The sequence below is a fragment of the Gardnerella sp. 2492 genome (genome assembly GCF_050320365.1).
GTDB lineage: Bacteria > Actinomycetota > Actinomycetes > Actinomycetales > Bifidobacteriaceae > Bifidobacterium.
In genome coordinates this window covers 951046-971216 of the sequence record NZ_CP186952.1, presented here as the reverse complement: position 1 = coordinate 971216, position 20171 = coordinate 951046, and the positions used below count along the sequence as shown (strand labels likewise).

Genomic DNA, 20171 nt, shown 5'->3' with positions numbered 1-20171 from the left:
ATATTTATTAGAAAGAAGTAATTGTGATTAAAGGATTTAAAAAATTTATTTCAAGAGGCAGCGTTATTGATATGGCTGTCGGTGTTGTTATGGGTAGTGCAGTTACTTCCGTAGTAACAGCAATAGTAAAACATATTATTAACCCTCTTATAGCAATAATCTGCGGAAAAACGGAACTTAATGGAGTATTAACTATAACCATTAATGGCGCAACAATTTCTTTCGGAGCTGTTCTTGGTGCCATATTAAATTTTCTTATAGTAGGAGCTTCCGTATACTTCTTCATTGTTTTACCAATTAACAAATTAAGAGAAGTAAGCGCTAATCTTCTTCAAATTGGTCAAGAAAAAACTGATGAAGAAAAACGTAAAGAGCGTGAAGAAAAAACTATTATTCTTTTGCAAGAAATTAGAGATGAGTTAGTTAAAAAAGAAAAGTAAACTCATAAAAGTTTGAAATAAAATATTTTAAGCAAAATAAAGCCCCACTTAAAATGGTAAGCGGGGCTATTTTATAACCATGTAATACACTGATGATTACATGAAAATTAATTAGTGAAGATATTAATCATCACCTAAAGTTACGTGGATACCACCAACAAGAGCACCAACAACGTTATATAGAAGTGCAGTAATAGCAGAAAGAATAGTAATAATAACTATTTCTACGATAGACAAAATAGTTACAGCACTAAGCACAGTTGGAAGTGAGAAAACATCCGCAAGATTAAGACCATTACTATCAAGACCTGTTGAAGAAACAATTTGCGTAACTTGGTCGAAAACACCAACCATATTCAGGAACAACCAAACTAATCCGGATGCTATAACTTGAATAATTCCTCCTGCAACACTTAGAAGGAAAGTTACTTTTGCAACAGACCAGGCATCTACTTTAACAAGTGACAAACTCATTCTTCTAGCACGAGGATGAGTCTTAGAACGGTGAGAATTATTTTCTATTCCAGAAGTAGTTGAAGCCATACCTCCAACTGTTCTAGGAGTACTATTAGCTACTCGAGCAGAAGATGAATAAGATGATGATCTTATATCACTAAATGGTGATACTCTCAACCCTGCTGCAGACGCTCTATCTGCTTCTTCTTCTGTCATTTCTACTCTAGCAGAAGGAAAATTATATTCTGAGGAAGAACCAGATTCTTCACGATGAGGAAACACTGAAGAATTACTCTCGTTAGTTGAGTTACTCAATGGCTCAAAATTCTCACTCATCTCGATATTCCTTCTATTTTGTAGGTTATACCACGTTTGTTTATATCAATGAGAGTATCAGTAAAAACGGACTATAAACCACTTGTTTTTACTAATACTCTCATTAAATTATTTAATTTTTATTATTTTATTTAAAACTGATTTTATTTAAGCTACTGAATTATTACTAGCTTCTACAGATTCCGTAACTGATTCTGTAGAATCATTATTTTCAGATTCAGAAATATCATCAGTTGTTTCTTCGTTACGAGCGATAGAAATAATTTCATCACCCTTATCTGGCTTAGCTAAAGTCACGCCTTGAGTAGTTCTACCTGTACGCTTCACTTCATTAACGTCAGAGCGAATTACTTTACCGGACTTCATAATTGCCATTACTTGATCTGTTTCTTCAACAATCAAAGCTCCAACTAATGAGCCGCGACCTTCTGCAAGTTGAACAGCTTTAACACCATAGCCGTTTCTTCCTTGCAAACGATACTCTTCAATGGCAGTTCTCTTAGCAAAACCTTCATTAGTAACAACGAGAAGATCTTTGCTTGTTTCAGCAGAAACAACATCCATATCAAGCAATTCGTCGCCATCTCTAAACCGCATGCCTTGTACGCCTGCAGTTTGACGACCCATTGGTCGAAGTTGTTCATCATCTGCTCTAAACTTCAAACTCATTCCAAGCTTAGAAACAAGAATAATGTCATCTTCTGAATTGCATAAAGCTGCACCAATAAGTTCATCAGCAGGTTCACCTGTTTCTTCGTTTGCCATCAAGCGTACTGCAATCAAACCGCCTTGACGTGGAGAATCATATTCTTGTAAAGCAGTTTTCTTAACTTTTCCAGAACGAGTTGCCAAAACCAAATATTTAGCAACATCATAATTTGGAATTGATAACACTGCTTGAATTGTTTCTCCAGGAGTAAACTGAAGCAAATTAGCAACATGCTGACCTTTAGAATCGCGAGATCCTTCTGGAAGTTCGTAAGCTTTCAGACGGTAAACTCGACCACGATTAGTGAAGAACAACAACCAATTGTGTGTAGAAGTTAAGAAGAAGTGATCAACTACATCATCTTCACGAAGCTTTGCTCCCTTAATTCCTTTACCACCGCGATGCTGAGCACGATACTCGTCTGCTTTAGTACGCTTAATATAACCTGCGCGAGTTACGGTAACAACAACGTTTTCTTCAGCAATAAGATCTTCAACATTCATTTCACCAGAGAATGGAAGAATCTTAGTTCTACGCTCATCACCATATTTAGCAACAATTTCATCAAGTTCATCGCCAACAATTTTACGTTGGCGTTCTGGGCTTGCCAAAATATCGTTATAATCAGCAATCTTGCGCATCAAATCTTCATGCTCGTCGAGAATCTTCTGACGTTCCAAAGCTGCAAGTCTACGAAGCTGCATTGCAAGAATAGCATCTGCTTGAACATCATCAACATCAAGCAAATTCATCAAACCAGTGCGAGCAGTATCAACATCTTTAGATGAACGAATTAAAGCAACAACTTCATCGATCATATCCAAAGCTTTCAAATAGCCTTGCAAAATATGATCTCGCTCTTCAGCCTCACGCTTTAAATAACGAGTACGACGATCAATTACTTCAAGCTGATGAGTTACCCAATGACGAATAAACGCATCCAAGCTCAAAGTTCTAGGAACGCCATCAACCAAAGCAAGCATATTTGCGCCGAAAGTTTGCTGCAATTGCGAATGCTTATACAAGTTATTTAAAACAACTTTTGGAACAGCATCTCTTTTAAGAACAAGAACCAAACGCTGACCAGTACGACCAGACGTTTCATCGCGCATATCTGCAATGCCTTGAATCTTGCCATCTCGTACAGCTTCCCTAATAGAAGCAGCTAAACGATCAGGATTAACTTGGTATGGAAGCTCGGTAACAACCAAGCACATACGTCCCTTAATTTCCTCAGTATTAACTACTGCTCGCATTGTAATTAAGCCGCGACCTGTACGGTACGCTTGCTCAATTCCTTTGTGACCTAAAATGGTTGCTCCAGTAGGAAAATCAGGTCCTTTAATTCTCTGAATTAAAGCTTCAAGAAGTTCTTCTTTGCTTGCATCAGGATGATCCAAAGCCCAGTGCACACCATCAGCCACTTCACGCATATTATGAGGTGGAATATTGGTTGCCATACCAACAGCAATACCAGCAGAACCATTAACTAAAAGATTTGGGAAACGAGCTGGCAAAACAGTAGGCTCTTGAGTTTTACCATCATAATTTGGCAGGAAATCAACGGTATCTTTATCAATATCTCGTACCATTTCCATAGCCAAAGGTGCCATACGACATTCCGTATAACGCATTGCTGCTGCAGGATCGTCTCCTGGGGAACCAAAGTTTCCTTGACCATCAACAAGCATATAGCGCATTGACCAAGACTGAGCCATACGCACCAAAGTGTCATAGATAGCAGAATCACCATGAGGGTGATACTTACCCATAACATCGCCAACAACGCGAGAGCACTTGTTATATCCGCGATCAGGCCTATAACCACCGTCATACATAGCGTAAATAACGCGGCGATGAACAGGCTTTAAACCATCTCGAACATCTGGCAAAGCACGCTCAACAATAACGGAAAGTGCATAAGCAAGATATGATTCGCGCATTTCCTGCTGCAAATCCATATGCTTTACACGAGCACCCTTCATTAAGCCATAATCAGTATTATCTGCTTCCTGCGGGCTTTGAGGCTCCATTGATCCGTCCGGCAGCTGCTCTTCACCATCATTATTGACGGAATTAATTTCATCTACCAATGTAATTCCTTTTTCTTACTATATTTAAGTATTTTTAGCAACTAACAATTATTAATATTGTTAAGTTTTAGGCATCAATAAACCTTGCATCATGAGCATTTCTTTGAATGAAGAGTCTACGAGGCTCTACTTCATCGCCCATAAGCATGGAGAATGTTTCATCGGCACGAGCAGCATCTTCAATATGAATTTGCTTCAAAATACGATGTTCAGGATCCATAGTTGTTTCCCACAGCTCCTGATAGCTCATCTCACCCAAGCCCTTATATCGCTGAATACCTTCACCTTTAGGAAGTTGACGACCAGCAGCTTTACCTTCTGCCAAAACTCTGTCTCGCTCAGCATCCGTATAAACAAAGTCATGTGCTCCCTTACTCCACTTCAAACGGTAAAGAGGAGGCATAGCAACATAAACGTATCCGGCTGTAATCATAGGACGCATATAACGGAAGAATAGTGTCAAATTCAAAGTAGCAATATGAGCACCATCAACATCAGCATCAGCCATAATAATAACTTTGTGATATCGAACCTTGCTTAAATCGAAGTCTTCACCATAACCGCCACCAACAGCAGTAATCAAAGATTCAATAGTTTCAGACTTCATCATTCTATCGATTGAAGCGCGCTCAGTGTTCAAAATCTTACCGCGCAAAGGCAAAATAGCTTGCGTAATAGGATCACGACCTTGAATTGCTGAGCCACCTGCAGAATCACCCTCGACTATGAATAATTCGCATTCTTCAGGATTACTTGACTGGCAATCTTTCAACTTATCTGGCATGCCAGCAGTTTCAAAAATAGACTTACGACGAGTATTTTCGCGAGCTTTTTTAGCAGCAAGTCGAGCACGAGAAGCTTCCATAGCTTTTTGAATAATATTTTTTGCTTCACTTGGATGAGCATCAAGCCAGTCACCAAGTTTTTCAGTCATAACTCTCTGCACAAAAGTCTTAGCTTCAGAATTGCCAAGCTTTGTTTTAGTCTGACCTTCAAACTGTGGAGTTGTAAGCTTTACTGAAACAACTGCTGTTAAGCCTTCGCGAACGTCATCACCAGAAAGATTAGTATCTTTTTCTTTTAAGATATTCTTTTCGCGAGCGTAACGATTAACTAAAGAGGTAAGTGCTGCACGGAAACCTTCTTCGTGAGTACCACCTTCAGTAGTTGAAATAGTATTAGCAAAAGTGTGAACTGCTTCCGAATAAGCAACAGTCCATTGCATAGCAATTTCCGCAGAAATACCAATTTCAAGATCTTCAGCCTCAAAATCAATAACATCTGGCTCTACTGGAACAGCTTTTCGTGATTTAACCAAGTAATCAACATAGTCTTTAATACCATGCTCATACTGATAACTCACGCTTCTATGCTTTTCTTCACTAGAAGATTCAGAATCTCCAGCAACCTCATCCCCAGCTTCATCTGGCTTACGTAAATCGGTTAAAGAAATCTTCAAACCTTTATTTAAGAAAGCCATCTGTTGGAAACGAGAACGCAAGGTTTCAAAATCATAAATAGTTGTTTCAAAAATTGCGCCATCCGGCCAGAATGTTACAGATGTACCAGTAGATTCCCCTTCTTCCATTGGCTTACCTTTTGCTAAAGGAGCTGTAGGATGCTGATCTACATAAGTTTGAGTCCAGTGGAATCCTTGACGACGAACTTCAATTTCTACTCTTGTAGAAAGTGCATTAACAACGGAAATACCAACTCCATGCAAGCCACCTGAAACAGCGTAACCGCCGCCACCAAACTTACCACCAGCATGAAGCTTAGTCATAACTGTTTCAACACCTGAAACACCTTCACCTGGAACTTCATCTACTGGAATACCACGTCCATCATCAACAACTTTAATAGCATTATCTGGAAGAATAGTAACTTCAATATGAGAAGCGTATCCAGCTAAAGCTTCATCAACGGAATTGTCAACAATTTCGTACACTAAGTGATGCAATCCTCTAGGGCCTGTTGAACCAATGTACATACCTGGACGAATACGAACTGCCTCTAAACCTTCGAGTACTCGAAGATCACTTGCATCATAATGTTCAGGAGCTAATGAATCATCAAGTTGAGCATCATCAAGTTTATGTTCTTCAACAGTACTCTTCATCGAATCATCTTCAGTGTTTGACACTTTCGATCCCTTCCCGTATTACCTCATGCCAAGAGGCATTTACGAGGTTGATACACGCTAGAAAGCACAAAAAAGGCTCTTATAGCGATTGAACTACAATACATGACATTCTACACACACATAATGACCGCTCTTTAATAAGAGGCATTATTTAATTTCGATTATTTTTTAATAATTTTGCGTAAAATTACTTGATTTTTCGTAAAATTATCGTTTCCAAGAGCCTAGTTTTGTAGTCGTCGGACCAATAACTCTAATTTCACTAATAAAAATATTCGGTAATTCTTTAGATATTTTTTCTTTTAAAGAAGGAAGTAAGTAAGAAAGTTGAGTAGACCAAACTGCAGACTGCGTTCTAATATAAAGTATTCCATCTCTTATTTGCGCAATTTCGCAATGATTAGCAATCCCATCCCCCACTACACTATTCCAAGATGATCTTAGTTTTGCTATATCTAACTGCTGATTCCACTTGTTATTTGTTGCAAAAACTTGAAGAATACTAATAAAATTATTCGGATCTCTTCCAGGCTTTCCAAAGTTTTCAAAAGCTTCTTCAGCAATATTTTCCCTATTAATATCTCTAGTAGATTTTGCAAAAATTGGTTCAAAAACAATTGCAGGTAATTTTCTAGTATCAAGATGTAATAATTTATACGCAGGAATGTTCATAACACACTACTTTCACAACTACTACTATCTTGTTCTTGTTCAAGATTTTCATCATCCAAACTGTAGTTAATATTATTACGCAACTGAGCAATATTTTTAGCTATTTTAATATTTTCATCATCATCAAAATTATTTTCTTTTTTAAGAGAAGAAATATCAACTAAATTAGCTTTATCTAATATTCTACTTTCTGGAATATCTCGTAAAGAAGTTGTAGTAATAAAAACTTGACCTTGTTTAGTAGCAAAATCAAGAATTTGTTCTCTTCTGCTTTCATCAAGCTGAGCAAAAACATCATCTAAAATAATTATTGGCTTATTATTATAAGAATCTTCTAAAGCTTTAAGTAAAGCCATTTTTAAAGCAAGAGCAAGTGTCCAAGATTCACCGTTTGAAGCAAATTCTTTAGCAGGAAGATTATCTAAAGTAATAATAAAATCATCACGATGAGGGCCTATAAGATTGTATCCTCTTGCAACTTCACCTAAATACAAGCGCTGAAAATGCTCGCTAATAAGAGTATTTGCTAGCATGTTTTCAGAATTACTATTTAAATCTAATTCTTCAAATGAAGGTTTATAAGAAATATCAGAATTCTGTCCTTCAGAAAGATTGTGAACTATTTCAGAAAAATAAGGTTTAAGTAGATTAATAGTTTTGTTGCGAAGTCTAGTTAAAACTATTCCAGTTTCTATAAGTTTTCCTGTCCAAATTTCAAGAGTAGAAAGATATAACTGCTTTTCTTGAATATTATTTTCTTTAATATTTTTTAAGCAAGCTGCACGCTGTTGTGCTGTATGAACGTATTCTTGCAAATATTTAGCATAATTAGGTATTAATAATATTCCTGCTTGATTAATAAAGTTACGTCTTGAAGAAGGATCTCCCATAATAATTGATTGATCTTGCGGAGTAAAAGAAACAGATAGTAGCTTTCCAAGAATATCTCGCATATAGCAGGATTTTCCTTCATTAATTCTTGCTCTGTTAGCTCCTCTTGCAAATAAAGTAACTTCTAAAGTTGTATTTTCACTGCTATTACTATCTTTATAAAGATTGCATCGAATAGTTGCAGAAGTTTTTTCTCTTTCAATAAGAGGCAAAACTGAAGATACTCTGTGACTAGTTCCCGTAGAAAGTACTTCAATAGCTTCTACAATATTGGTTTTTCCAAAACCATTTTTTCCATATAAAATATTAATTCCATTTTCGCAGTGAAGTAAACAATTATTCCACGAGCGAAAATGATCTAAAGCAAGTCGCGAAATATACATTGTTTACTTTCTTTGAAAATATAAAATTAAATAAAAAGTCTACCAATTTTCTTGGTTTTACCTAAAATTTAAGTAAAACCAAGAAAAATATAGTAATTTTTATAAAAATCAACTGTTTAAGCGCATAGGAACTAAAAGATAACGATAATTCATTGATTCATCGCCATCACTTTCCTGTTGACCATTAAATTCTACAGGCTTTACAGCAGTAACCATTTTCATATGAACGTAAGGCTCACTAATTGCACTTAAACCTTCAATAAGATATGTAGGATTAAATGCAACAGTAATATCTTCTCCATCCATATCAATATCGAGAATTTCATGCGCTTGAGATTCGTCTACATTACCAGCGCTAAGTGCTAATTCATTTCCAGAAAAAGTCATGCGAATTGGAGCACTCTTCTCTGCAACTAAAGAAACACGTTTAATAGCATTAATAAGTGTAGATCTATTAATAACAGCATGTATTGGATAATCATCAATAAAAAGACGATCAACAGTAGGAAATTCTCCATCAATAAGTTGTGAAGTACTTGTTCTTCCAGCATTTTCAAAACCTAGTAATGAAGGATTTTCACTGTTTAAGTGAAGAGTAACGTTTTGATGTTCATCAAAAGAACGGGCAATATCACGAAGTAAAGTACCTTTAACAAGAGTTGTTGACTGAATATTATTTTGTTCAGGACTCCAAGTGAAAGTTGATCGAGATAATCTGAAGCGATCAGTTGATGTCATAATAACCGTGTCATCTTCAAATTGCATACGAATTCCTGTTAATACAGGACGATTTTCTTCATGAGAAATAGAAACAGATGCCTGATTTACAGCCTGAATAAATGTTGGAGCATCAACTTTTCCTAATGTTTCAGGAATTTCAGGCAAATCTGGGTACTCCCCTTGTGGCATTAATTGCAGTGTAAAAGTTGATTTTCCTGAAGTAATAGTAAGAGTAGTTTCGTTGCTAGTTAAGCAAGTTTTTTCGTTAGGTAAAGATTTAGTAATATCTGCCATTAATCTACCTAAAACGAGTACACTACCTGCTTCTTCTACGCCAGCTTCAATATGGTGACGACTAGAAATTTGGTAGTTAAAAGCAGAAAGTTGAAGTGAACCATCTTTTGCTTCAATTTTAAGACCTGCAAGAATCGGATTTGCAGGACGATTATCAATAACTCTTGTAGTCCAAGCTACTGCATCAGCAAGTGATGCAGAGTTAACTTCTACTTTCATGCTTCCTCGTTTCGTAATATTTCTGAATTTATCTTATCGTAAGGGCTACTTTAAATGCTTCTTTCTTTTTCAGATTTTCGTAACTTATTTTTATGAGCATTATTATTTAAAAAATAAAAATAATAGTAGTAATAAGCACTGTGAGTATGTGGATAACTCGAAAAAAGCTTTTAATAACAACGTTATGCACACCTCACACTTGTTAATAAAATCTTCAAATCAATGTGTATAACTAGCTGAGTTATCCACACTCTTAGCTATTAAAATTTTTATTAACAAAAAATCTTTATTTATCAACTACTTATTAACTTTTTTATACGGCGTTTTCCACGACTTATACACGGATTTTACCCACATTTGTTATTAACTATGTGGATAACTTTTATTTTCTTAATTAACAAAGTAAGAACAAAACTGTGGAAAACAGTAAATAATAAAAATCTAAAAATAAAAAAATTACTAAATTAAATTAAGAAAACAAAAAATTAGAAGAAAATAATATTAAGCATTATTCTTCTTAACAGGATTTTGCTTTAAGCGAACAGTTAATTCCATAACATAGTTATAAATTTCCTGCTTTTCCTGCATTTCCCCGCTTACTCGAGTATAAGCGTGCATAACAGTAGTATGATCTCTTCCACCAAAAACTTCACCAATATCAACTAGGCTCATGCTTGTCATCTCTCTAGCAAGATACATGGCAATTTGTCTAGCAAGAGCAACGTTTTTAGTGCGCTGTCTACCTACTAACTCATCAAAAGTGAGATGGAAATATTGAGCAACCTGACCAATAATATCCGTAGGACGAACCTCAATATCTATAGCAAAGAAATCTTGCAAAGCCTGCTCAGCAAGCGCTTTACTAACAGGCTGATTGCTAAGAGATGCAACTGCAGTAACGCGAGTTAAAGCACCCTCAAGCTCGCGTATATTCTCAGTAAAACGTTCAGCAATAAGATCAAAAACGTCACTAGGTATAGTAGTGTTGCTCATCATAGCCATCATTCTCAAAATAGCTATACGAGTTTCCAAATCAGGTGGCTTAATATCAACAGTTAAACCAGACTCAAATCGAGAAATTAAACGAGATTCAAAGCCCTTCAAATTTTTAGGAGCCACATCAGAAGCAATAACAATGCGCTTACTAGCCTGATATAAAGCATTAAAAGTATGGAAGAATTGCTCTAAAGTAGCTTCTTTACCACCCAAAAACTGAATATCGTCGATAAGAAGAACATCTACTTCGCGATAACGTTTGTTAAAATCAGCAATCTGTCCTTGACTCTGATTCGGATTTTGAAGAGCCTCAATAAATTCGTTAGTAAATTCCTCACTCGTAACATAACGCACTTTAAGTGAAGAATCTTTTACTAAAGCATAGTTTCCAATAGCATTTAGCAAGTGAGTTTTACCAAGGCCTGATCCACCATAAATACATAACGGGTTAAAATCACGACCTGAACCTTCAGCAACAGCCAAAGCAACAGTGCGAGCAAAACGATTAGAATCACCCGGAACAAAAGTATCGAAAGTAGCGCAAGTATTAAGATGCGTTACAGGATCTCTCTTAACAGAAATTGACATTTTACCGGTTTGATTAGGGATAGAAGAAAGCATAGTAGTTTTCTGCAAATCAGATAAACCGGTAGCGTGATCAAAATCAGGTTGTGCAGGTAAATCGTTTATTTTAGAAGAATTATTTTCCTCTAAACTTACTTTATCGGAAGAAGATGAATAATCAGAATTATTTAAATCACTTTTATTAGCGTAATTTTTATCATTTTCCGCAAAATTCTGAACATTATTATCAGAATTGCTGTTTGCATATGAATTATTTATATCTCTATTTTCTTGAACAAAAGTTTTTGCCGCGTGATTATTAGAAGAAACGTAGTTAGCATCACTTATAGCAGACTGAACATATGTAGGTTCCTGTCGTTGCTCATGTTGAGGAACGATTTTAAAAGCAGGAAACATATCTTTTCCAGTGCAAATTTTTAGAGCAGTAAGTAGCGGCGCATTAAGCTCATTTTGTAAAGCTTGCTGAGCTTCCGCATTAGAAACACATAAAACTATTGTTGTACCAAAAACCGCTTCAGGCTGTACACCTTCAAACCAGCCCTTATCTCTAGCAGTCAAGAGGGCATTATGCTGCAACACAGTAAGAGTACTCGACCAGATTATGGCAGCTTGTGCCGCTGGGTCGCCTAATGTTTCAGCCATTTCACCCCCCAAGATTATAAATATCACGCATTTAGATGATATTTTTATGTTTTGGTTTCGAAGAAAAAATTTCGCACATTTAGTGCGGAAAAATTTTTCCTTCACAATCCTAGTGCATAAAAGTAACCAGTAGAATATGTTTACTCCAACCCTAAGAAGTTATCCACAGCCTAGCGTGTTGAAAATACTCAAATGTGAATAACATGTGTGTAATTTGTGGATAAATATATTTGAGGAATACCGCTATTTTTCAAGGATTAAGTAACACTTATTTTTGTGAAGAAAATGTGAAATAGAAAAATATTTTTAATATTTAACTTCTAACTCAATTGTGTACAACTGATAATAATTTGACTCTTGGTGAGGGGTAAGAGTATTTTAGTAGAGCTTGACTCATACGGGGCCATGCTTTTGCGTGGCTGAATACAGGAGCATTAGTTATGAAGAGGACATTCCAGCCAAATAACCGTCGTCGTCACATGAAGCACGGCTTCCGCGTTCGTATGCGTACGCGTGCTGGCCGCGCAGTGATTAATCGTCGTCGCGCCAAGGGCCGTAAGTCGCTGTCTGCCTGAGTTAGGGTAGCGTCGTAAAGCATGGAAAGGCTGAAAAGCCATCGCGATTTCGTCGCGGTACTTAAAAAACGACGCAAAGTGAGTTCGCGGGATATCGTCGCGCATTATGTAATGCGTGGCGATATAGCCGTAAGTAACGCACTTAACGAGGATAGAAGCGTAAAATTAGAATCTGCCACGGGTTTAGTAAGTAGTAATCCCGCGGCTTTTTCTGATACCCTAACGCAGGAACAGCAAAAAAGTTTGGCGCGAAGGCTAGGTCTTGCTGTATCTAAATCAGTAGGTAAGGCTGTAGTTCGCAACAAAGTGAAGCGACGCCTGCGAGTGATTGCTAAAGAATTCGAATTACTTTTGCCGCAAAACTGTGACGTTATTTTACGCGCAAAGCCAACTGCAGCGGAAGTTTCGTTTGATTCGTTACGTTTACAAATCGAGAAGCTTTTCAAGAAGATAAGTAGCGTTGCGGCAGGTACAGATGAGCATAATCACAAAGAAGACGCGTCATAATCGCAGTATGGCAGCAAAAGCTGCTATAAGAGCTATTAGATGGTATCAACGCAAAATTTCTGCGAATAGGCCAGCTTGCTGCCGTTACTATCCAACGTGCTCACAATATGCGATTGAAGCTGTTTCGCGTTTTGGTATTTGCAGAGGCGGTTTACTTGCAGTGCTAAGACTTTTGCGCTGCAGACCTTGGACAAGTTGTAGTATTGACGACGTACCACAAAAATATTCAATTTTTTACCGTTGCGCTTGGTCAAAGGCGCATGAAGAGCCACGGCTAACTCCCTTGGCTGGTGAGGACAAGGAAAACTGATGTTTAATCAAGATCATTTTATGCTTGACAACGGCTTTATAGGCTGGTTCTACAAGATTTTGACGCCAATTGAGTGGTTGATGACTCAAATTATGGTTTTATTCCATAAATTCTTAACTCTTCTTGGCATGAACGAAGTTGGTGCCGCTTGGATTTTGTCGATAGTATTTTTGGTGCTAGTAGTTCACGCATGCATTTTCCCAGCTTTTATTAAAAGCATTAAGGGAATGCGACAAATGCAAGCAATCGCTCCAAAAGTAAAGAAAATCCAGCAAAAATACAAAGGTAAAAACGACCCTGCAAGCAAAGAAGCTATGCGCAGGGAAATGATGAAACTTTACCAGGATAGCAATGCTAATCCTGCAGGATCATGCCTTCCTATGATGATCCAAGGCCCAGCATTCATGAGTATTTGGTACACGCTTTCTTTAATTCCATTTATTGCTAGAGGAAAGCACGCTGCATTTGGTGCGTTTGATATTTCTACTGCAAAACAGTTTGTTAAAACGCATTTGTTTGGCGTAGGAGTCTCGGATACGTTTATGACAGTAGACGGCGGCGGAAAGGCTGTTATAGTCACGTTTGTGGTGCTTATGTGTGCTGCAATGTGGTATATGCAGTTTAATAATATTCGCAAGAATTTGCCGCCTGAATCTATGCAAGGTAGCCAGTATAAGGTTCAAAAACTTATGATGTGGGGCTTCCCGCTGATTTATGTGTTCTCTGCTTTTGCGCTTCCATTTGCAATGCTTGTTTACTGGTTAGCAAACAATATTGTTAATATGCTTCGCTCTATCTGGCAGGTTTATACCTTCCCAACGCCTGGATCTCCAGCTGCTATTGAGAAAGAGCAACGAGATTATGTGAAAGAAAATGCGCGTAGAAAGCGTGAAGGTTTGCCTTCTCTTGAGGAAGAAAAGCTTCAGAAAGCGCGTGAGGAAGCAGAACGCAGGGAAGTGGAAGGATTCCAGCGTAAGCAACCACAGCGTAAGCGTAAGGGTGCTAAAAAGTAGTTTTAATAATTGCTTGTAATAATTGCTTGTAAATACTGGCTACAGTGTTTGTTTGACTGTATTGTCAGCTACACTGTAGTTCAGTATGTGCAGTGAGAATGCGTGAATATCACGTTAAGAGTAAGTGTGGAAACGTAAGGAGTAAGCGATGGCACAAGAAGAGCAGAAAAGCATAAATCAGCTCAATGAAGAAGCTGATATCGCTGCGGACTACTTAGAGGGTTTGCTTGATATTGCCGATTATGATGGTGATATTGAGATGGGTATTCGCAATAATCGTCCTATGATTCAGATTGTTGCGGATGATGATGAAGATATTCGTCATTTGATTGGTAGAAACGGGGAAGTTGTAGACGCGCTTCAGCAGCTTAGTCGTCTCGCTGTGCAACAAAAGACTGGTGATAGGTCTCATTTAATTGTTGATGTGGATGGCTTCTTGAAGCGTAAGCGCCAAAGGCTTCGCGATATTGCGCTGGATGCTGTGGATGACGTTCGAGAAACCGGTGAAGCTGTGAATTTGAAGCCGATGAACTCGTTTGAGCGTAAGATTATTCACGATACTGTGCGTGAGGAAGGTTTGCGCTCTAGGTCTCATGGTGAAGAGCCGCATCGTTATGTGACTGTTTATATGTCTGCAAATGCCGTTGATAATTTAGATGACGATGTTGATGATGTGGACGACGTGGATGTGGATGACATTGACGTTGTTGATGACGCTGATATGAATGTTGATGATTTGTATGATGAGCGCGACGTTGACGATGATGATGTTGACGACGTGGATGACGATTATGCAGATGATGAAGATGATTCGGATGATTCAGATTTGGAAGATGCTGACTATGATGCAGATGCAGATTCCATTGATGATGAGCGATAGTAGGCAATAAGCGAAACAGAAAACGGAAAGTAAAAATAAATAGTACTCGCTACTTTTGCTGAGTTGTTTTATTTGCTTTGTTAATTTTGCTTACTTCACGGATGATATTTATAAATTTAAACAGAAAGTAACACGATAGAACAAAAATGTTTTATTATGTTACTTTTTGTTTTTGTGTTTTTGTTAAGGAGTGCATCAAATGGAAGTTAGTGAATCTGCTGAACCTATAGAAAATGTAGCTGATGAGCTAGAATCTTCCCCAATATTGCAAGAAATCTTAGGAGATGCGCTTCCGAAATGCACAATGTTCCACGTGAAACTTCAGAAAGAAGGATTAATTAGAGGTCTAGTGGGGCCTAGAGATATGGGTATTTTGTGGGAAAGACACATATTAAATTCTGCAGCAGTTGTACCTTTTATTGATGAAGTTACGAAAAAGAGTAATAAAAAACGTGTGGCAGACGTCGGCAGCGGTGGAGGTTTCCCTGGAATTGTATTAGCTGCTTGCTTACCTGAAGTACAAGTAACTTTGATTGAGCCGATGGAAAGACGAGTTGCGTGGTTAGATGAGTGCGTAAAACTTATGGAATTAAATAACGTAACTATTTTCCACGGAAGATCTGACGAAGTAATAGAAAAAGTAAAATCTCACGAAATACCTGCTTTTGATGCTGTAACATGCCGCGCTGTAGCTCCAATGACAAAATTAGCTGCGTGGACGATTCCACTTTTAAAAACGCATGGTCAGTTAGTAGCATTAAAAGGTAAATCTGCAGCAGCAGAGATCGAAAAGGCGGCGAAAATGATTCGCAAAGCTGGTGGATTAAATCCTCGTGTAGTTGAAGCTCCTGTTGGACCTGGTTTGCAATCAACGTCAGTTGTGATAGTCGACAAAGCGTAATTTGCTAAAACATTTTTAATGTACAAGATTCGTAATTTTATATTTACGTTTTGAGTATTGTTTCATGTGAAACATATCCATTTTATGCATCTGAATATTCATCAGTTTTAATGTGGTTTTGCTTTTTATTATTTTATTATTTTTTATTATGAACTTTTTCGTAAATTTTGAGAATTTATTATATGATTCTTTTCGATTTAAAAGCTGTTATTTTTATTTAAATTTATTCTGTTTCACGTGAAACAGCATGCTATTTTTACGTGTTTTATGTCCATAGAAGAATAGAAACTTGACACTACATGGTTGTAAAAAAGAGGGCGGGGGTGATACAAAATGGTGGAATCAGCTGCGGAAACCATTAAACGTATTTTTGGAGATTCACCATCTTCATTAGGTAACGAATTAGCGGATGTTACTACAAGATATCACGCTCTTGAGGGCGTAGTTTATCCAAAACCTTCTGATACGAGAATAATTGCTGTTGCAAATCAGAAAGGTGGAGTTGGTAAAACAAGTTCTACCGTGAACCTAGCTGCAGCTATGGCAGTTGGTGGTTGCAAAGTTCTCGTAATTGATATGGATCCGCAAGGCAACGCGTCTACAGCTCTTAACGTGCCGCATGCTTCCGGAAATCTCTCAGTTTATGATGTTCTTGAGGGTCGTAAAACAGTTTCGGAAGTAAAACAACCATGCCCGGATATTGATAGTATTGATGTAGTTCCAGCATCTATTGACTTAAGTGGAGCTGAGCTGGAAGTTGCGGAAATGCAGGATCGCAACAATCTTCTGAAGAATGCACTACTTGAGTTTTTAAATAATAGTGACGAACACTATGATTACGTTTTTATTGATTGTGCTCCGTCATTAGGATTGCTTGTTATTAATTCCATGTGTGCGGCGAAGGAAATGCTAATACCAATTCAAGCTGAATATTATGCCCTTGAAGGATTAGGTCAGCTTATTAATACGATTGGTCTTGTGCAAAAGCATTACAATCCTTCGCTAGTAGTTTCTACAATGTTAGTTACTATGTTTGATAGGCGAACGCTTTTGAGTCGCGAAGTTTTCCAAGAAGTTAAGCAACATTATCCGCATATTGTGCTTGAAACTACAATTCCGCGAACAGTAAAAATTTCAGAAGCGCCAAGCTTTGCGAAAACTGTAATAAGTTATGATTCACATGGAACAGGTGCTGTATCTTATAGGGAAGCTGCTTTAGAAATTGCTCAAAGATCAGAAACAGTGTTAGCAAATATTGCTGTAAGACAGAAGGGGAATGAAAAATGAGTTCAACCAAATCTCGTTTAGGTAAAGGTTTGGGTGCTCTGTTCCCAACGCTGCCAGGAGAAGACGATTTAGCTGCTGTTGCTCCTCAAGCTGAAGTTGAAACCAAGTCGACATTGCAGGAAAACGTCAATAGTGCTGAAACTGAGTCTCGTGTTTCACGTGAAACTGTAGATAATTATGATGCAGATTCTAATAGTGTATCTGCAAAAAATTCAGAAAAAATTTCTCAAAAAGCGCAACATGTTTCACGTGAAACTGTTATGCCAAGCATAAAACAAGCAATTGCTCCGCATAAAGATAAAAATGACGCAAATGGTAACAATGGTACAAATGAAGAGCAATATTCGCATGTTTCACGTGAAACGGGTGATTATTTAAGTACAAAACACACTCGATCAATTAAACGAGCAACTGTACCATCTTTCAATGATGTAGTGCGTCCAATGGATCTTTTCTTCGGCGATAATGTATCAAAAAATCAACGAAAAGAAGAAAACGAAGCTGAAGATAATAGCAACAGAAATTCACTAAATAACACGACAAATTCTGAAGCATCTGCTGAAAATGCTGATACAACTGCGGAAGATCAAGGTTTAAAGCCAATTAAAGGTGGTTATTTAGAATATATAAAGCCGTTAGATATAGTGCCAAATTCAAAGCAGCCACGTACTGTTTTTGATGAAGAAGAGTTGCGCGAACTTGCTGCATCTATAAAAGAGGTGGGTGTTCTGCAGCCAATAGTCGTGAGAAAAATCAACGACGAACAAGAAACGGCACATTACGAGCTGATTATGGGTGAACGCCGTTGGAGAGCATCGCAGCTAGCCGGATTAGAAGTGGTTCCTGCAATAGTGAAAACCACAGCCGACGAGGATATGCTCCGTGATGCACTTTTGGAAAACTTGCATCGCGTGGCGTTAAATCCGTTGGAAGAGGCTGCAGCATACGCGCAAATGATTGACGATTTTGGTTTGACTCAAGCGCAGTTGTCAAAGTCTGTTTCGAAGTCGCGTCCACAAATTGCCAACATGTTGCGATTACTAAATCTTCCAGCTTCAGTGCAAAAGCATGTTTCTGCAGGAGTATTATCTTCTGGTCACGCTCGTGCACTTCTCGGATTAGATAATCCAGAAGAAATGGAATCTCTTGCCCAGCGCATTATTACTGAAGGATTATCTGTAAGAAGCACTGAAGAAATCGTATCGATGAAAAATAATGAGGCGAGTGGCAATCAGGTGCGTTCGCGCAGACAAAGAAACGACCGCTGGGCTGCATCGCCTATACGCAAGAAACTTGAAACGAAATTCGAGACGAAAGTGTCTATAAAAGGTAGTGAGAATCACGGTCGCATAGAAATAGTGTTCTCGTCTCCTGAAGACATGAATCGAATTGTCGACATTCTTATTGGACAGTAGTGCGGTAGTAGTGATGCAGTAGTGCTCTCGTAATATTGCACTACTGCAGTAGCGTGGTGTTGCGGTGTTGCGGTAGTGTGGTCGACTGCAGTAACGTGACAGTGCTGCTGAAGTAGATGACAGTACTGCAGCACTGTTATCCCTCTCATATTCTTACTTCAATAAGTGGTACAACAAGTCTTCTGTAGTGTATTTTGAAAATTTCTTTAGATAAATTGCACCAAAATTGGTACAAAAATGTTTCTATATTATATAATGAACAATAAAAGACAATATTGAAATTGAAAAATTGTTGTAAAGCTTGTTGAAAGAGGATGTATGATTTCGGGTAATATTAAAGCGTTACGTCGCTCAAAAAAATTAACGCAGCAGGAATTTGCTAATGTTTTAGGTGTCTCTCGTAACAGTATTAGTCGTTATGAAAACGGTACGAGTGTTATTTCGACAAATTTGATAGATAAGATTTGCAATAAATTCAATGTTTCTGTTTTTGATATATTACAAGAAAAGGAATTGACATCTGAAGAGAAATACGATTTGAATATGAAAATCGAAGTTCTTAAAGAGCGTGGTGCGCAAATATTGGCTCGCATATATAAGTATGAAGACAGCATGAATATCAAAATTGACGATTCTTCTAATGCGTGGATTGCGATGAGCGATGATTTAGCTGACGTGATCAACACAAGAGTATATAAATTGCGCAATTTTGAAGATATAAATCGTTATAACGGTTATTTAGATGGTATAGAGCGTTTGCTTGATGCTGTAAATAAGAATAATCGAAAATACTTGATAAGTGCTAAATAAATAATCGATAATAACTATGTAAATGTAAGTTTTGGTGTGATGTGGCAGTAGAAAATTTTAGTGAAGAATATTTTACTCGGTGTTTGCATAGGAATTTGCGTGCTTTGCAAATAGGTAAACATGCAAGTTCGTAGCCTCAAGCCATATTGCTCGGTGGCCAGAGTGGTGCAGGCAAAAGCACCATTCACATCATAAAACAGAAAGAATTTGATAACAATATAATTATTCTTGATGCTGACAGTTATAGACCACAACATCCAAATTATTATCAATTATTGGATGTGTATGGTAAGGAAAGCGTTAAATATACTAGTAGCTTTTCTTCAAAAATGGTGAGAAGTTTAATAGAAAAGTTAAGTCTTGAAAATTACAATTTAGTAATTGAAGGTACGTTGCGTAGTGTTGAAGTTCCGCTTAATACTGCAAAATCGTTACTAAATTGTGGTTATAATGTTTCACTTGCTGTTATTGCCACTAAACCAGAATTATCTTGGCTTAGTACATTAATTCGATATAATGAAATGCGTCTTGAAAATCCTATAAGCGCTAGAGCGACGCCTAAAGAACATCACGATAATATTGTTGATCACATAGTACAAAATCTATCTGAATTGGAAAAAGCCAAAATATTCGATAGAATCCAGATTTACAGAAGAGATGAAAATTGTATATATGATTCTAACAATTACAAAAATGTTCCTGCAGAGTTTACTGCTGCCGATGTTCTTAATGAAGCGCTTTTTGGAAGAGAAACAATGGACGAATTGAAGATGATTCGTCATGCTAAAAAGAGATTAAGAGAATTATTAAAACAAGAGAGCAATAACATATGAAATTAAGTATTTAGTAATCGAATTATATAACCGAATTATATAAATTAGGATTATTGAGTTT

17 protein-coding genes and 1 pseudogene are annotated in these 20171 nt (G+C 37.4%); 11 read left to right on the top strand and 7 right to left on the bottom strand.

Features of this window, described 5'->3' with window-relative positions:
• Positions 1-23 precede the first annotated feature (23 nt).
• Positions 24-440: a large conductance mechanosensitive channel protein MscL gene (gene mscL, locus ACPFYS_RS03830; protein ID WP_427876017.1), complete on the top strand. Its 417-nt coding sequence runs from the start codon at positions 24-26 to the stop codon at positions 438-440.
• Between the two features lie 123 nt (positions 441-563).
• On the opposite strand, the gene ACPFYS_RS03825 is transcribed toward mscL, so the two are convergent.
• The 7 genes from ACPFYS_RS03825 to dnaA all read right to left on the bottom strand — a co-directional run bounded on the left by ACPFYS_RS03825 (position 564) and on the right by dnaA (position 11579).
• Positions 564-1049: a DUF3566 domain-containing protein gene (locus ACPFYS_RS03825; protein ID WP_427877648.1), complete on the bottom strand. Its 486-nt coding sequence runs from the start codon at positions 1047-1049 to the stop codon at positions 564-566.
• Positions 1050-1379: 330 nt separating this feature from the next.
• The gene (gene gyrA / locus ACPFYS_RS03820; protein WP_427876015.1) at positions 1380-4034 is read right to left on the bottom strand and encodes a DNA gyrase subunit A; all 2655 of its coding nucleotides are present in this window, start codon (positions 4032-4034) and stop codon (positions 1380-1382) included.
• A gap of 67 nt (positions 4035-4101) precedes the next feature.
• Positions 4102-6177, bottom strand: a complete 2076-nt coding sequence (gyrB, locus tag ACPFYS_RS03815) for a DNA topoisomerase (ATP-hydrolyzing) subunit B (RefSeq protein WP_427876013.1) — start codon at positions 6175-6177, stop codon at positions 4102-4104.
• A gap of 207 nt (positions 6178-6384) precedes the next feature.
• The gene (locus ACPFYS_RS03810; protein ID WP_427876011.1) at positions 6385-6849 is read right to left on the bottom strand and encodes a DUF721 domain-containing protein; all 465 of its coding nucleotides are present in this window, start codon (positions 6847-6849) and stop codon (positions 6385-6387) included.
• Positions 6846-8123, bottom strand: coding sequence for a DNA replication/repair protein RecF (gene recF / locus ACPFYS_RS03805; RefSeq protein WP_427876009.1), 1278 nt, complete (start codon positions 8121-8123; stop codon positions 6846-6848). The genes ACPFYS_RS03810 and recF overlap by 4 nt, the downstream gene beginning before the upstream one ends.
• A 108-nt stretch (positions 8124-8231) precedes the next feature.
• A complete protein-coding gene (dnaN, locus tag ACPFYS_RS03800; protein ID WP_427876007.1) occupies positions 8232-9356 on the bottom strand; it encodes a DNA polymerase III subunit beta in 1125 nt (374 codons plus the stop codon).
• Between the two features lie 501 nt (positions 9357-9857).
• Positions 9858-11579 carry a chromosomal replication initiator protein DnaA gene (dnaA, locus tag ACPFYS_RS03795; protein WP_427876005.1) on the bottom strand — a complete coding sequence of 574 codons (1722 nt, stop codon included), beginning with the start codon at positions 11577-11579 and terminating at the stop codon, positions 9858-9860.
• Between the two features lie 440 nt (positions 11580-12019).
• On the opposite strand from dnaA, the gene rpmH reads away from it, so the two are divergent.
• The 10 genes and pseudogenes from rpmH to ACPFYS_RS03745 all read left to right on the top strand — a co-directional run bounded on the left by rpmH (position 12020) and on the right by ACPFYS_RS03745 (position 20110).
• Complete coding sequence (rpmH, locus tag ACPFYS_RS03790; protein ID WP_004106067.1) at positions 12020-12154, top strand: 50S ribosomal protein L34; 135 nt, start codon at positions 12020-12022, stop codon at positions 12152-12154.
• 21 nt (positions 12155-12175) lie between these two features.
• On the top strand, positions 12176-12661 hold the full coding sequence (rnpA, locus tag ACPFYS_RS03785) for a ribonuclease P protein component (RefSeq protein WP_427876003.1): 486 nt from the start codon (positions 12176-12178) through the stop codon (positions 12659-12661).
• A gap of 7 nt (positions 12662-12668) precedes the next feature.
• Complete coding sequence (gene yidD, locus ACPFYS_RS03780) at positions 12669-12971, top strand: membrane protein insertion efficiency factor YidD (protein ID WP_427877647.1); 303 nt, start codon at positions 12669-12671, stop codon at positions 12969-12971.
• Positions 12971-13984, top strand: a complete 1014-nt coding sequence (gene yidC, locus ACPFYS_RS03775) for a membrane protein insertase YidC (protein WP_427876001.1) — start codon at positions 12971-12973, stop codon at positions 13982-13984. The genes yidD and yidC overlap by 1 nt, the downstream gene beginning before the upstream one ends.
• A 148-nt stretch (positions 13985-14132) precedes the next feature.
• Positions 14133-14696 (top strand): annotated as a pseudogene (locus ACPFYS_RS03770) (protein jag); the annotation flags it as partial.
• 367 nt (positions 14697-15063) lie between these two features.
• Positions 15064-15765, top strand: a complete 702-nt coding sequence (rsmG, locus tag ACPFYS_RS03765) for a 16S rRNA (guanine(527)-N(7))-methyltransferase RsmG (protein ID WP_427875999.1) — start codon at positions 15064-15066, stop codon at positions 15763-15765.
• A gap of 333 nt (positions 15766-16098) precedes the next feature.
• A complete protein-coding gene (locus tag ACPFYS_RS03760; protein WP_427875997.1) occupies positions 16099-17052 on the top strand; it encodes a ParA family protein in 954 nt (317 codons plus the stop codon).
• Complete coding sequence (locus ACPFYS_RS03755) at positions 17049-18467, top strand: ParB/RepB/Spo0J family partition protein (protein ID WP_427875995.1); 1419 nt, start codon at positions 17049-17051, stop codon at positions 18465-18467. The genes ACPFYS_RS03760 and ACPFYS_RS03755 overlap by 4 nt, the downstream gene beginning before the upstream one ends.
• Before the next feature lie 318 nt (positions 18468-18785).
• A complete protein-coding gene (locus tag ACPFYS_RS03750; protein WP_427875993.1) occupies positions 18786-19277 on the top strand; it encodes a helix-turn-helix domain-containing protein in 492 nt (163 codons plus the stop codon).
• Positions 19278-19423: 146 nt separating this feature from the next.
• Positions 19424-20110: a zeta toxin family protein gene (locus ACPFYS_RS03745; RefSeq protein ID WP_427875991.1), complete on the top strand. Its 687-nt coding sequence runs from the start codon at positions 19424-19426 to the stop codon at positions 20108-20110.
• The last annotated feature ends 61 nt before the right edge of the window (positions 20111-20171 follow it).

Excerpts from the sequence above, each read along its gene's own strand:
- ACPFYS_RS03810 (WP_427876011.1), bottom strand. The coding sequence starts at position 6,849 with ATGAACATTCCTGCGTATAAATTATTACATCTTGATACTAGAAAATTA.
- recF (WP_427876009.1), bottom strand. The coding sequence starts at position 8,123 with ATGTATATTTCGCGACTTGCTTTAGATCATTTTCGCTCGTGGAATAAT.
- dnaN (WP_427876007.1), bottom strand. The coding sequence starts at position 9,356 with ATGAAAGTAGAAGTTAACTCTGCATCACTTGCTGATGCAGTAGCTTGG.
- dnaA (WP_427876005.1), bottom strand. The coding sequence starts at position 11,579 with ATGGCTGAAACATTAGGCGACCCAGCGGCACAAGCTGCCATAATCTGG.
- rpmH (WP_004106067.1), top strand. The coding sequence starts at position 12,020 with ATGAAGAGGACATTCCAGCCAAATAACCGTCGTCGTCACATGAAGCAC.
- rnpA (WP_427876003.1), top strand. The coding sequence starts at position 12,176 with ATGGAAAGGCTGAAAAGCCATCGCGATTTCGTCGCGGTACTTAAAAAA.
- yidD (WP_427877647.1), top strand. The coding sequence starts at position 12,669 with ATGGCAGCAAAAGCTGCTATAAGAGCTATTAGATGGTATCAACGCAAA.
- yidC (WP_427876001.1), top strand. The coding sequence starts at position 12,971 with ATGTTTAATCAAGATCATTTTATGCTTGACAACGGCTTTATAGGCTGG.
- rsmG (WP_427875999.1), top strand. The coding sequence starts at position 15,064 with ATGGAAGTTAGTGAATCTGCTGAACCTATAGAAAATGTAGCTGATGAG.
- ACPFYS_RS03760 (WP_427875997.1), top strand. The coding sequence starts at position 16,099 with ATGGTGGAATCAGCTGCGGAAACCATTAAACGTATTTTTGGAGATTCA.
- ACPFYS_RS03755 (WP_427875995.1), top strand. The coding sequence starts at position 17,049 with ATGAGTTCAACCAAATCTCGTTTAGGTAAAGGTTTGGGTGCTCTGTTC.
- ACPFYS_RS03750 (WP_427875993.1), top strand. The coding sequence starts at position 18,786 with ATGATTTCGGGTAATATTAAAGCGTTACGTCGCTCAAAAAAATTAACG.